The sequence below is a fragment of the Lysinibacillus sp. FSL K6-3209 genome, assembly GCF_037976175.1.
GTDB classification, from domain to species: domain Bacteria; phylum Bacillota; class Bacilli; order Bacillales_A; family Planococcaceae; genus Lysinibacillus; species Lysinibacillus sphaericus_D.
In genome coordinates, this window is the sequence record NZ_CP150264.1 from 2361236 (window position 1) to 2374876 (window position 13641).

15 protein-coding genes are annotated in these 13641 nt (G+C 33.2%); 5 read left to right on the forward strand and 10 right to left on the reverse strand.

Annotation, left to right across the window (positions count from 1 at the left end):
• Positions 1-428 precede the first annotated feature (428 nt).
• Positions 429-887: a DUF2231 domain-containing protein gene (locus tag MHH88_RS11295; RefSeq protein WP_339258086.1), complete on the reverse strand. Its 459-nt coding sequence runs from the start codon at positions 885-887 to the stop codon at positions 429-431.
• Positions 888-1254: 367 nt separating this feature from the next.
• Here MHH88_RS11295 and MHH88_RS11300 point away from each other — a divergent pair, with 367 nt between their 5' ends.
• Together MHH88_RS11300 and MHH88_RS11305 are read left to right on the forward strand one after the other, a co-directional pair.
• Positions 1255-1524: a translation initiation factor 2 gene (locus MHH88_RS11300; RefSeq protein WP_069512512.1), complete on the forward strand. Its 270-nt coding sequence runs from the start codon at positions 1255-1257 to the stop codon at positions 1522-1524.
• 41 nt (positions 1525-1565) lie between these two features.
• Positions 1566-1988, forward strand: a complete 423-nt coding sequence (locus MHH88_RS11305; protein WP_103976519.1) for a ferritin-like domain-containing protein — start codon at positions 1566-1568, stop codon at positions 1986-1988.
• 336 nt (positions 1989-2324) lie between these two features.
• On the opposite strand, the gene MHH88_RS11310 is transcribed toward MHH88_RS11305, so the two are convergent.
• From MHH88_RS11310 to MHH88_RS11330, 5 genes are all read right to left on the reverse strand, one after another.
• A complete protein-coding gene (locus MHH88_RS11310) occupies positions 2325-3392 on the reverse strand; it encodes a DUF4085 family protein (protein ID WP_339258087.1) in 1068 nt (355 codons plus the stop codon).
• A gap of 303 nt (positions 3393-3695) precedes the next feature.
• Positions 3696-3926 carry a hypothetical protein gene (locus tag MHH88_RS11315; RefSeq protein ID WP_339258089.1) on the reverse strand — a complete coding sequence of 77 codons (231 nt, stop codon included), beginning with the start codon at positions 3924-3926 and terminating at the stop codon, positions 3696-3698.
• 215 nt (positions 3927-4141) lie between these two features.
• Entirely contained in the window at positions 4142-5128 is a 987-nt protein-coding gene (locus MHH88_RS11320) for a HAMP domain-containing sensor histidine kinase (RefSeq protein ID WP_339258090.1), read from the reverse strand.
• On the reverse strand, positions 5125-5820 hold the full coding sequence (locus tag MHH88_RS11325; protein ID WP_339258091.1) for a response regulator transcription factor: 696 nt from the start codon (positions 5818-5820) through the stop codon (positions 5125-5127). Before MHH88_RS11325 ends, MHH88_RS11320 begins: the two co-directional genes overlap by 4 nt.
• A complete protein-coding gene (locus tag MHH88_RS11330; protein WP_339258093.1) occupies positions 5810-6781 on the reverse strand; it encodes an alpha/beta hydrolase in 972 nt (323 codons plus the stop codon). The genes MHH88_RS11325 and MHH88_RS11330 overlap by 11 nt, the downstream gene beginning before the upstream one ends.
• Positions 6782-6999: 218 nt before the next feature.
• On the opposite strand from MHH88_RS11330, the gene MHH88_RS11335 reads away from it, so the two are divergent.
• Both MHH88_RS11335 and MHH88_RS11340 read left to right on the forward strand, forming a co-directional pair.
• Positions 7000-7140 carry a hypothetical protein gene (locus MHH88_RS11335; protein ID WP_339258095.1) on the forward strand — a complete coding sequence of 47 codons (141 nt, stop codon included), beginning with the start codon at positions 7000-7002 and terminating at the stop codon, positions 7138-7140.
• Positions 7141-7335: 195 nt separating this feature from the next.
• Positions 7336-9084: a methyl-accepting chemotaxis protein gene (locus MHH88_RS11340; RefSeq protein ID WP_339258097.1), complete on the forward strand. Its 1749-nt coding sequence runs from the start codon at positions 7336-7338 to the stop codon at positions 9082-9084.
• Between the two features lie 111 nt (positions 9085-9195).
• On the opposite strand, the gene MHH88_RS11345 is transcribed toward MHH88_RS11340, so the two are convergent.
• From MHH88_RS11345 to MHH88_RS11360, 4 genes are all read right to left on the reverse strand, one after another.
• A complete protein-coding gene (locus tag MHH88_RS11345; RefSeq protein ID WP_339258099.1) occupies positions 9196-9750 on the reverse strand; it encodes a DUF6241 domain-containing protein in 555 nt (184 codons plus the stop codon).
• A 379-nt stretch (positions 9751-10129) separates the two neighbouring features.
• Positions 10130-11056 carry a DNA/RNA non-specific endonuclease gene (locus MHH88_RS11350; protein WP_339258101.1) on the reverse strand — a complete coding sequence of 309 codons (927 nt, stop codon included), beginning with the start codon at positions 11054-11056 and terminating at the stop codon, positions 10130-10132.
• Positions 11057-11353: 297 nt separating this feature from the next.
• A complete protein-coding gene (locus MHH88_RS11355) occupies positions 11354-12127 on the reverse strand; it encodes a hypothetical protein (RefSeq protein ID WP_339258103.1) in 774 nt (257 codons plus the stop codon).
• Between the two features lie 336 nt (positions 12128-12463).
• Entirely contained in the window at positions 12464-12919 is a 456-nt protein-coding gene (locus tag MHH88_RS11360; protein WP_069512501.1) for a GNAT family N-acetyltransferase, read from the reverse strand.
• Positions 12920-13419: 500 nt separating this feature from the next.
• Between MHH88_RS11360 and MHH88_RS11365 the strand changes: the two genes are divergently transcribed.
• Positions 13420-13611 (forward strand): hypothetical protein, encoded by a 192-nt coding sequence (locus MHH88_RS11365; RefSeq protein WP_069512500.1) that lies wholly within the window; start codon positions 13420-13422, stop codon positions 13609-13611.
• The last annotated feature ends 30 nt before the right edge of the window (positions 13612-13641 follow it).

A 13641-nucleotide genomic window follows, 5' to 3' on the forward strand; every position in this document is an offset into this window, starting at 1 on the left:
GAATGATTTAAAAGCATTTCTTTTAATCTTACTTTCTACATATTGCATATGATGTATCTATGGAATATGTAAATAAAAATGATTAATGATAAATGCCATTCAGTATTCACTGAAAAATAACACGTTAATTTAGAAGGAATTAGGGCACCCCTCCCCTACGCTAAGAGAGGGATTATTATCAATTGTTTCGCTTGTAGAGTTGAATTATTTTTGACGAGACGATAGAGGTAGTAATTTAACATTTAAATAAAAAAGGAATTATGGACTTGCAACCTTCCAATACCAAAAGCAGATGAAAAGACGAAGATTAAAAATGTATTAACACGAATCCAAAAGTAATTTACGCACAATACAATGAGTGCCATTGCTTGCTATAGCCAATTTGCAAAACGAGCCTCTACAGAATAAGTTATAAACAATCCATTTTTTTAATCACGATCTGGCAATTCGGAATGGTTTGTATAACTTAATTTTTCACTTTCATACACCATCTTTCCTCCCAAATGACCTGTATAAGCTAATGTAGAAGAACCTATGATACCTAAAATCACCACTAAAGTTAAGACCCATTTTTTATTAATTTTCAGTTTCTGACCAAATAATTTTAATATTGCAATCGCACCAAACAATATTAGAGATAATAAAGCCATATTTTCATGTAATTCAACTGTCGATTCTATAACTTCTCCCCATTTTTGTTCAGCAAATTCTTCTGCTCCATCACCTGTCATAAAAGAAACCAAACCGGTTACAAAACCAGTTACAAACAAAATAGTACTTGTCTTAAATAAATATTCTTTCTTTAAAAACAAATTGATGACTTCAATTACTGTTGCTGTTAATAATAATGCAATTGGAAAATGCACAACGGATGGGTGTAGTGGCACACAATTGCCTCCTTTTAAAAAATTTACACAATAAATAAAAACAAACACCAGAAAATTTTATTCTGCGTTTATTTCACTTGTTATAAAATAGTCTATCCACTATGAATGAAATTTAACTAAAAATATTAAAATCATGAAACTTTAATTGTACTGTTATCATCAATAAAGTATTTCCATAAGGGACCACATGGGAAGTACACGATGCTTAACTATCCATCATGGCAGCGGGCTTCTTTGTGTACTGTTTTACTATCCGTTTTAACTTCATCATGCCGGCAAAAAATTTAGGTCGTCACCTTTCTTTTCCTTAATACATAGGATACGGTTAAGATTATTTTCCACTATAGAAGTAAAGGGGGATATTGTAATGAATAGACATAAAAAGAATCCACAACAAAATCTAGGTACGACGGAAATCGAAATAGCAAGACTAGCATATATCGGAGCATCCATCGCAACGTTGGGCGACGGTCTTTCTGCAGTTGCAGCAGGTCTAGCTCTAAATGCTTTAGAAAAATCAAATAATCAGGATCCTCAAAACCAAAATAGTGATAAATCGAAAGACGTAGATAATTTGCAAAAACAGATAGACCAAATAATCATTGAATTAAAACAAGTGAAAAAAATGATGCAATAATTATTACTGCCAAAGCATAATTAATAAAGGAGTGTGAACAGTTGCAATACGCAGTACAACCAACTTCAAATAATCAATTTATTGTCGATCTTGTTAAAGCCATTAATGGCGAATATAATGCGATTCGATTTTATGAGCACTTGGCTCAACTTGCTCCAAATGAGGATGTTAAAAACCGTATTTTAGAGATAAGAAAAGATGAAATGCGACATTACCAAGGTTTTGCTTATATGTATACCGCCCTTACCGGTCAACATCCTTCTCCACAAATAACAGAGCCGTTGCCATTAAATTTTAAAAACGGAATTCTAACTGCATTTAAAGACGAACAAGAAGCGGTCGAATTTTATCATCGTGTGGCTCGACAATATAATATTCCTTATATTAGTAACCAATTTAGTTCAAATGCTTCAGATGAACAAAATCACGCAGTTTGGTTTTTATTCTTTATAAGCCAATATTAACAATGCTATTACCGACTATTAGTCGGTTTCTTATTTATAAATCTTCTTTTACAATCTATATCATTTGACACAAACCTCTTACTGTACTAGATGTTTCTACACTGGTATTATGACTTCATATATTTTGCACACGGTTATTTATATATTTTTTTAAACTTCATAAAACAATTCCGCTTTTAACAAATCTCTTAAATAATCCTAATGTTTTCCCTATCATACATATTACAAAATAATATGTTGAAACAACTTTAAGGTGAGTTTATGTATAGCCTATAAATTCGTTAAAGAGATTATTATGCCATAGTTCAATCAAACTCCAAATAATCTTTACTCCTGTTATTCCCTAAGCCATTTCAGTTTTACATCATCCTCTAAACAACCGAGTTGATCGAAATGGCTTGCCATAATGCCAAAATACATATTTTCATCTGCACTTTCGACTTTACGTAGCGTATCATTAACAATATATGCAACTTCCTCTCCTAGTGCAAAAATTGTGTTGAAGGCGCGAACTCGTATATTTTGGTCTAAATCAAACATAGCCAATGACAACTCATCTGTCGGAATAGGCTCACTAAAATGCGCATACGGATTTTCGTAAGTAGCACAATAAATTCGCTCTTTTGCCTCCTCAAAGGTATCACCTAGTAATTCCCCTCCAGCATAAATCCCATTATCTTTTTGCGAAAGATTAGCTAAATCAATTTCTACAAAGTGCATATCTTTTACAATATAGTATTTGTCATCTTGATTTAGCGCCATTACATAATCATCCCATGTAGCGATTTCTCCAGGTTCAATATAAACTGCAGGACGATATAAGTATTTTGCTGTCACATCTGTAAAGGAAATTGTCCATTCGGCATAAGGGCTGCCAAAACTTGATAACACTCGTAATGCAAATCTATCTTCAATTTTTATTAATTCGTCATACACGTAATAACCTTCAAGATGACCCTCTGTTTGTGCATTCTGAAACACTAACTGGACAATTGATTCGACTGTAAACCCGCCGCTCATATCCAATAGAAGCGTAAAATTAGTTCCTTGTTGCGCAGCGTTCAAAATTTCACCATCATGAAATGACTGTGAAAAAACGGTTTGTGCGGACGGATTAAAGCATTCAACAAGTGCTTTACGCTTGTCATAAATAGCATGACTCTTAGTTGTGAACTGCTCAATTGTCACATTGCACCATTCTTCAAATTCTTCCATTAAAGTATTATTTCGAAATAAAGTTCGTTCAATAATTTCCTGCTGAAACTTTATCGGTAAGACTCCTACATACAGGCTTAAATGCTCATACAAATGATTTTCAAATTCAGCATCGAACGCTTCCTCAAATGGATATACCTGTGCTGCGTTAAATACTTCCTGTCGTTCACGTGTTAAGAAAAACATCATTCCACTCCTTATTAGTTGTATAGCGAATAAAGAATAACTATTAAAATAGACTAGACTCTATAAGACTTTAACTTCAAAATCTCAATAAATAGTTGATTACTTTATTCTGAATAGATAGTGTTGCAAATCCAAAAGGATAGTTCCTTTTTTCTTCATTTCGCAAACCTTATCCTTTTATTTCTAAATATAGCATGTTTTAATTAATACTTCTTATTCCTTCGGCTCTTTAATAAAAACGAGCGCTAATCCTTATTACAGAATCGCGCACGATTGTTGAAGATTTAGCACATTTGAAGCCAACAGCTATCCAAAGTGATTGTGAAAACACCAAACAATAAGAAATATACTCACTATCCCCCAAGCAGTGGTACTCCATATCCACCAAATTACAGATTTCGCTTTTAATGAATTATCCTCGTCGTCCATATTTGCTTTTATATACTCGACCTTACTTTCCATTTCTATTTTCATAGAAGTGAGAACAACAAATCCAATTATGATGAAACTAATCGTTATCCAGAGTAATAGGTCCACCTTTACACTCCCTTTATCTAATTGAATGTCACTGCAAAAGATAGCTTAATAAATTATTATTCTATAATATGACCTTTAGCAAAAGAAGGCTCCATTTTTTTAAAATAGCGCTGGAATGTTGGATAAGGGTGACTGCAGTTATATATTTTTAGTAAGCTGTGTCAATACGATTTTGGAAAGCTTTTAATTTTGAGGTGTTGTTTTTATCAAAAGTATTAATATTGCGCATAGCTTATGGTCACTTGAGTACCTTTTTCATTGGATTGGATTGTACTCTGTAGTTCAAGCACTCGACAAATATCTTCTATGATGCGTAAACCAGTGCCTTTTTCCTCCACATTAAACCCAATCCCATTATCCTTAAAGATAATTAAGTTTTTTTGCAACGTGATTTCCAATGTATCGCATGCTGCATGACGCAATGTATTTTGGAAGATATTATCAAATAAGCGGTGCAACCAAATTTCATGACTACTCCATTGGCAGTTAGTTGCGCAATCGTTTAATACAATAGAGATTTGGTTGACTTTATATAAAAAATTCCACTTTAAAATAATTGTATTTAGAAGTTTTGGCACATCTACCTTTTCCATGATTATATATGAATTATCAACACGAGATAAACGCTCAAAATTATATTCATTGGATAACTTTGAAATATAGTTTATTTGTTCGTTTAAAGAATTGAAAATATCCTGATGTTGTGAAAAATCACGTTCGATTGTGTACAGTTGTAAGCGCATCGCTGTTAAAGGTGTATTAATATCATGACGCAACTGCGTTAAAAGTTCTTGTTTCATTCGCTCCTGTTGCTGTACTTCAATTTCCTTGGATATCGTCCGGTCAATAAGGAGGTTTACTGCATTGGTTAAATCCCCTAATTCATCATTTCTAGCGTAAGGAATCTTTTGAAGCCTCTTCTTGTCGTCACTCGCTAACTCCATAATCGTTTGGTTTAATACATTGATCCGTTTAATCAATGTATTAATGGATTTAGAGAATAGTATAGCCAAAGCAAAAAAACTAACGATAAATAATCCTAGCATAATTGGATAGGCTTTTGACTCATAAAACTGGGTTTCTGTATTAGTTGAAAAATGATTGTAGATTATGGTTACGAAAACACTAATCACCACAACAGAAAGAGGCACACTGCCTATAACCGTCAATAGCAATAGTTGATATTTCTTTTTTAGTTTCATTGTTTCATATGAGTATTCATACGATACCCTTCTCCATATACATTTTGAATAATTACACCATCTCGATCGTCAATTTTGCTGCGTAGCTTTTTAATATATACGTTAATTAAATTTAAATTACGATCCTCTAGCGGCCAAAGGTATTCCATGAATTGTTCTTTAGATAAAATATAATCTGCGTTTTCATAGAGATAAAAGAATATTTTCCTTTCAATGGCTGTCAATTCGACTTCTTTCTGATGTTGATGATTAACAACACGCATATGCGTTACATCCACTGATAAATGCTGTATTTGTTTGTGAATGCCGTAAAAAGCAACTAATTTGTTTTTTATTCGCATTAATAATTCCCTCGGATCAAATGGTTTTACCATGTAATCTTCGCCAATTTCAAGCCCTCTTAATTTACTCTCAATATCACTTCTTGCAGTTAAAAATATGATAGGAATATTATGCCCTAACTGATTAATGCGCATGGAAATTTGATAGCCGTCCTCACCAGGTAGCATAATATCCATAATGACAATGTCGACTTGCTTTATAACGGTATATATTGAAGCTCCATTTTCTAACCAGATTACGTTATACCCTTCTTCTTGCAGTATATTCTCTAATAAACTTCCAATCATTTTATCATCTTCTACCAGTAAAATTGTAAACAATATTCTCGTTCCTTCCTCACTATTTTTCAACCATCTCCTGCAAGAACTGTTGGGTTTCTTCATAGATTTCAGTAGAATGGTACAAGTAAATACTGTGCTTGCTTTTTATTTGAATTATATTCGAAATATCTAACTGCTTAGCAAAATCCTGATAGTCTTTTAGTGATGCTTTAGCAGCTTCAGAATTTTTATCAAGGTAAGCATCAATAAATAAAATTGGGGTTGTTTTCGGAATAGGTAATGCCGCAGACTTTTTACTATTATTTACGGCATGTAGTATTTCTTGTTGCATATCGTTGTTGATTCCCTGTTTATTAGATATCGCTTTAAATATTTCTTTTTCTTTTGGAGTCAGAAAATCTTTCTCTAAGACGGCTTCGTTATATGCTAAAGTCGGAAATACTCTTTGGAATCCTAATTCACTTAAAGCATTCCCTATTTTCATAAAAGTCTTTTCTGCGAAACCTACGGGATGTTTGATATATTGTGATGGTAAACCTATATCTAACGCCACAATGGCTTTTACTTCTTTTGGATATTTTTGCGCCCAATAGATGGCTTCGATTCCTGAAATAGAGTGTGGTACTAAAATATAAGGGGGCTTATTGCCGCTTTTCATAAGTGCCTCCCTCGTTTGTTCTAGTATTACATCTATATCCCGATCGTCGTTAAATACATCACTATACCCATATCCTGCTCTTTCCACAACGGCTATTTTATCTTCTTTTGAAAAATGATGATACAAGCTTTTTAATTCATACATCGGTGCTGCTACTGCTGAGCCAGCCATAAATACAAATGTATCATTGTCCTGACCTTCAGAATAAACATTCATTTTTTTCCCGTTAAAATCGATTAGTTTGCCCGTATTATTCTCTAATAACGAACTTTCTTTATTCTCTTTGAACTTATGGAAGCTAAAGACAGAGACGCTAAGCACAATCAATAATATACAGAAACTTACTGTAAACCACTTCATAATTTTTTTCATTTTCTAGTTGCCCCTTTCAATTATAGATACAAGGTTAACGTAAAAAAATATAATTCTTATAAACTTTTGATGGTTTTTTGAATTTAAACAGTCAATAAACTAAATTTGGGCACACATCAAAAAGTCACGAATGTTATTAAATTAACGATTCGTGGCTTTGCGAATAAACTATATAGTTAAACAAACTTTGCTTTTGAGTGATTAAAAAATAGACAAGCATGATGAAAAAAAGCAAAGCACCGATTGGCGTTACGAAGAATTACGGCTCGTCTTTCATGCCATTTCCCTGTACAGTGACAGGCGCAAACTTTGAAGCGATGAATAAAATGATGCTTTTTGGTGATTTAAGCATGCTTTAAGCAACCTAGATTATCCAAGTATAGTTTTAGAATAAAACTGAATCGATCTGATTTAAGTAGAAACTATTCTAAAAAGATAATTTTCTTCTAGCTTTTCATAAATCCTTTGTCCTATTATAAAAAAACAATGCGATACTATTGAATTATGTAGATTATTGTCGAAATATACCTATATATAGTTGTGGGAGGAAGCAAATGAAGAAGAAAAATTTACAGTTACGAAGTATCTCAGGGAAGTTAATGCTACTTATCACAACTATTATACTTGTCACAGTTGTGATTATCGGCTCAACAAGTTATTTGGTTGCCAAAAATCAGCTCTTAGAATCCGGCCAAAGAGAACTACAAAGCATTGTTAAGGGGGCCTATACTTCATTAAAATTGATTAATGAAGAAGTGGAAAGTGGCAAAATAACACTAGCGGAAGGGAAAGAAAAAGCGAGAATTATTCTAAATGGACCAGTAAATGAAAATGGAGACTACGATTATAAAAAATCCGATTTTACTTACAAAGAAAATGGTTATATATTAGCTTTTGACGAGGATTTAGTATTACAACTCCACCCTTCTAAAGTAGGTGGAGCTCCTACCGATGAACTTAACAGAAATAATCGAGAAAAAATAGTTGCAGGCGGCAAGGCCAAAAATGAAGAAGATCGCTATGTCGTTTATTCGGACAAACAGCCAGATGGTTCTTTTAAAGATAAAACTGCCTATACAGAATATTTTGAGCCTTGGGGTTGGACTATTGGAATTGCTGTTTTTCAAGATGAATTTTATGCAGGATTAAACATTTTACAATATATTATCTTTGGTACAACAGTTGTACTCATTATTTTAAGTTCATTTGTGTTTTATTTAGGTATTCGGAGGAAAATACATACTCTGAAAGAAGTAGCTGAAACATCAGCAAAAATTGCTGACGGACATATAATGGTTACCAATCTACCTGAATCAAATGATGAAATTGGACAACTTGCGGTTGCTTTTAATAAAATGTCACAGCAATTACGTACGCTCGTCGAAAATACTAAAAATACTAGTGACCAATTATTGGATTCAGCGACTAACTTATCAGCAATTTCAGAAGAAACATCTGCTAGTAGTGATGAAGTTGGCAGAGCAATTACCGAAATTGCTACTGGCACGCAAGAACAAGCCCATGATTTAGACAAGATTAACCAAACAGTTGAGCTATTATCAAGTTCTATCGATACCACGGAAGAGCAAAGTAAAGTTATGTACGACATTACAAAACATGCAGAAAAAATAACATCCGAGGGAATTGAAATAGTTCAGCAATTACAAAAATCAAACAATGATTCATTAGTAGCATCACAAAAAGTCAGTTATGAAATTACAAATTTAAATAGTAAAATAAATCAAATCACGCAGGTAATGGAAACAATTGAAACAATTGCAGAACAGACAAATTTACTAGCTTTAAATGCGAGTATTGAAGCAGCAAGAGCAGGTGAGTATGGTAGAGGATTTTCAGTTGTTGCCGATGAAATAAGGAAACTAGCAGAACAATCTAAAAATGCTACTCACCAAGTACAAGGAGTCGTTTTGTCCATTGTTTCAGAAACTACTAAAACAGTTGAAACTGTAGAAGTAACAATGGACACTGCTAAAAAGTTAAATGATGATGTTGTTCTAACACAAAGTAAATTCAATCAGATGTCTGATTCTGTTAAACAAATTGTGGAATCGATTTTAGCAGTAAATAAAGAAATGGACGTGATGACATCCTATAATAAGTTGATGAGTGAAGGAATCGAAAGTGCGTCCAGTGTATCAGAACAAACGGCTGCTTCAGTACAGGAAATTGCATCTTCCATAGATGAGCATATTAAAGCAATTACAGATGTTGCAAATGCTGCTGAAAAGCTAACGGAATTAAATCGCGAATTAAATGCTGTAATGGAGGGATATACTTTATAAAAAGTGTTATTACATTTATATTCCGCAAGCGCTGCGAACAAGTAGCACATCTAGTAAAAAAAGACTGTAGACAAATTCAATAAATTTGTTCTACAGTCTGAATAGTGCTCATTATTGAGCACTATTTTCGGGTTTTAATGGTTTTGTAAAATAAAATTTGATGTGTGATTTTTCTTCTTCGGGCGTTAATAAACGAATCGCTTTTCCAACCTCTCCATTTTGCATTTCCCAGATAGAATTATGGTCTTCAACAGCATTAGAAAAGTCGCCTCCCGACCATCTCTCCAATATTTTTATATATACATCGCCATTGTCATAAAGTTTCATATTGAGTTTTGCTATTTCTAACAATCGGTCTACTTTAGCTTGTGTTATTTGCGTATTTCCTATTTTTATATCATTTTCAGTTTTGACTTTTTGATGGGACATGTTATGGATAATGTTTCTCATTTTAAATTCTTCTAAATCTTCAGGATATGGTATGTTTTCTTTTGCTTTAGAAACAGTATTATCTTTTATCGTTACTTCAACATGTCCAACGGCTGCTTTTTCTTTTTCGGGAGTAGGTTTCCCCAACTGTTCAGTGAATTTGATGTAACCAAAAATTCCTCCAAAAATAACTAATACTGCAATGAGAACAATTGCCGACTTTGTTTTTCTCTGCATATTATTTTAACCCCACTTTTAATTTGTATATAATTGTTTAATTAGGTTAATAATAACAGATTATTGAATTTAAGTTCTACGAGTACCCAGTTACAAGGTGCACCTATATACATTGTATATAGTGTGCTGTGTTAACCAATCCAGAATAGATTCATCCGTACAAAGTAAATCAGGTTAACTAACGCAAGTATTCATAGTCGACTCACTAATAAAGGAGCGGAGTATACGATTAATTCGCAATCTAACAACGGTTTTAACCGTTGTATAGTAGCTCCATAATCGCCGCCCGATTATGATAGATTCTTTTACTTCTAGTTCCTATACAGATACTCATTTGCAAATTGTATAAATCGTCCAAGGAGAAGAAAGTTCAAGGAGCTTATTCCCCTACCATACCGTCGTTATCACGGTCTTGCATATATTTGTACAACCAGTGTTCACGCGTTATTGGCATACTATAACCTGCTGCTTTTGCTTCTTTAATCGTTACTTGTCCATTTCCATCTGTATCAACACTCGAAATATCTTCAGTGCCATTCGAAGCATTGGACTTATTCGAACTTGGTGCCTTATTTGCGTTAGTTGATTTACTTTCAGTTAATCCTAGAGATTTATTTATTTCATCAGGGTTGCCGTTAGCAAACTCATCTACAATTTTATTTCCTTTTAAAGTGTAAGTGTATTTGTAATGAGAAGGAATCTGCGTTTCCTTATTAGGATATGTAATAATAGCTTCGAAATTAGTAGCTCCACCAGCTTTACGAATAGCATCTTCCATATATGCTTGATCACCATGTCGGTTAAGCGTACTATTTTGTGGCGTAATATTATAAGCATTTGATACCCCACCAAGGGAATCAGCAATAATATGTCCTTCATCTAAATCTGCTCTTTCTACACCAGGAACTTTTGCTTCATCCGCGTAGTATCTGCCAGCTGACGTTACGGGTTCTGTACGGTCATCTTGTAGAACGATTTTGTCAGCAATAACACGAACCAATTGCCCTGTCTCATTCGTAAATGCATAGTAATGACGGTCCCCAAAGCCAATGTCAACGACGACGTTAGGTTCGCGATGTCCTGACAAATCGCCACCATCCACTTCAATCAGTTTGTACCCTTTAAATAGTTCATCTTTTGTTTGAGTTGCTGTATTTTCTGATGCTGTTTTTTCTGTTACCGTAGTTGTTGTTACTTCTTGTGAATTTGTTTCTTTCACTGTAACGGATGCATCTTCTACGTTCGTACAACCAACAATAAAAATGGAAGTAACAAGTAAGATTAAATAGTTTAATTTCTTTTTCATTATAGGACTCCTTACTAGTTTTTTTCTGAATATTCTAGAACTCTGTTAACATTGTTAACCTATTTATAATAGCATATTACAATATTCATTTTATTACAGCAGATACAATTTCAATTTAAGAAGTTACTGTACCCCGATGGTTTTCATTTTAACTCAAGAATAACTCACTCTTTTTCCCCTAGAAAAAAACACCTCCAAATTGAAATCTAGATAGTTACACCCGGATTTCAATTGAAAATGCTTTTTTGTCTATACCTATTTTAGGGTCCATTCTCATTGAGTGGTCTTTTTTCTAATCTATTCTTCAACTGGCTTCAATAGATTTGCTGGAATAAAACCAAAATTCACATCTCCCACCATCAAATAACCATTGATCTCAATTCCTGGTGAATAAAAGACTGTTCCCTTCAACTCTTTACCATAGTATCTTGTTATCATCGGACCATTGTATAGTTCTGTATCTTCTGTTAATATATACAAGCCTTTATTTCTTGTTTTCTTTTCAAAAATTCCAATATCGGTGCTATCGAGAATACCTGTACTGCTTACATCCCCACCTTCAATGTCTCCAATACAATAATGGTAATTGAATTTACCATTCTCAATAGATACTAATGATACTTGTGGTCTACAAACCTCTTCTCGTTTTCCAACTCTAAAAAGTGTGCCATATTCAATGAAAGTATCCATACCATTCGTTTTCACACCCTGATGATTAATCATGACATAAGCTGGATTATGATAAAATGATGAACGTATATCGATCGGTACTTCTTTGAAAACTACCAAATCCGTTGCTTGTACCCGATATTGCCCCATTTGATAGAATGTTTTGCCATCATATTTTTCAATATCATACGTTTTAAAAAAGTTATTTCGCTTAACCAATAAAGAATCAAACGTACCATTTGAATTTTTCTTGTAAACCTTGATGTCTTTTTTAAAGGTCATTTTTCCTGTTTGCCCTTTTACAACCTCTGCTCCATCATACATCACTTTTGCTTCTGATTTTGTAGGATTTACTATCACGAATACACTTGCTACTAGTAACAAAATAAATATTTTTTTCATTATTCTCCCCAAACTGTTTCTCATTATTGTATACCAGTAATCCAATATTTACCAATGTATGTTAATAATCCAACAAAAGTAGATTGTTTTTCCTTAACATAATTTTATCCATCTATCATTCAAGCCAATTTAAAAATACCTATGCTATTTGTTTTTGTTTAAAAAATGACTTGCTAAATCGCTCGTAAAACATCCTTCCTTAAATACTTTTCTTTGCTATACCATGTGCTACTTTTCTTCATTTCGCTATTTTTGATCTCTTGCCAATAAACAATGGCTCTTTAATGAAAAAAGCACTTTCCTTATTCCAGGAGAGTACTTAATTGCTTAATAAAACTATATTAAATCTTTTTTAAAAGAAGTTATGGATAGGCGTTCTGTTATACTGATTTCCTCTGTTTTTGAAAATCCATTTTTCAAATAGAAAGTCACAGCTGGTGTATTCTTGGATCCAGTGGATACTATTATTGTTTCAAATCCTTCATTGTCGTTTTCAATAAAATCCAATAATACCTTGGCAATTCCTTTTTTGAAATGTTTAGGATGTACCATTAACCGATGTATATCGATTATACCATTCTCTGCTTTTATAGAAATGACGCCACATAATTCTTCTTCTAAGTAATAACCAAAAAAAGTCTCACCACATTGTTGTAACGTGTAAACTGTATCCTTCAATGGCGGTATATCATAAAAGTCTATTATTTCTGCTTCTATTTTATATGATGGTATTTGAATGTTTAAAACTTCTTCAGCAAGTTTAAGATTAGTTATATCGATTTTTTTAATCAAATTTATCCCCCTTTAACTTTTTCTACTTTAATTCTAAGAACCGGAGTTTAAGTAAAAGCCTTTTGAACCATCTAGATTTTAATATAAATTTAAAACCCTTTAATAGTTTTATTTTCAACAATCTGGTCAATTGAAAAGAAATAGCACATTGGCTACTTCATAATCTGACTCAAAATATTTCTTACTCTAAAAATTGTCGTACTAGATAATCTCAATGCTTCCCAATTGCACGCATGCTATTCCCTTCTAGCAATCTATGAAGGACTCCAACTTCTCTATTCCCTTCTCAATAATTTTCAATCCGCTGAAGTAAATACTCTTTCGTTATTTTAATTTGCCCTTGTTTGCCCATTACGTTGGCCCTTCTAAGTTATGATATAATGATTTATCTGACAAGCCTTAAAAGGGCATAAACCAATTTCGAGCTGTAGCGTGTGACAACACTGCGGCTTTTTCTATGTTATAATTTACACAAATTACATATTGAGGTGATATTAGTTATGGAAAATAACAAATTAACCTGCAAGTCCTGCGGCTATAGTTCATTTGGTGAAGGTAAGCTTGATGGCCCTGCAGCATTAAGGCCGGTTAACAATATGCTCTCTATTGGATCTTCACTTATTTTTACTGTATGTCAAAATTGCGGAGAAGTAGCTTCAATTAAAGTTTCTAAACCTAAAAAGTTCAAATAGTTTCGTTTTGAAGCTGTAGCGTGTGACAAT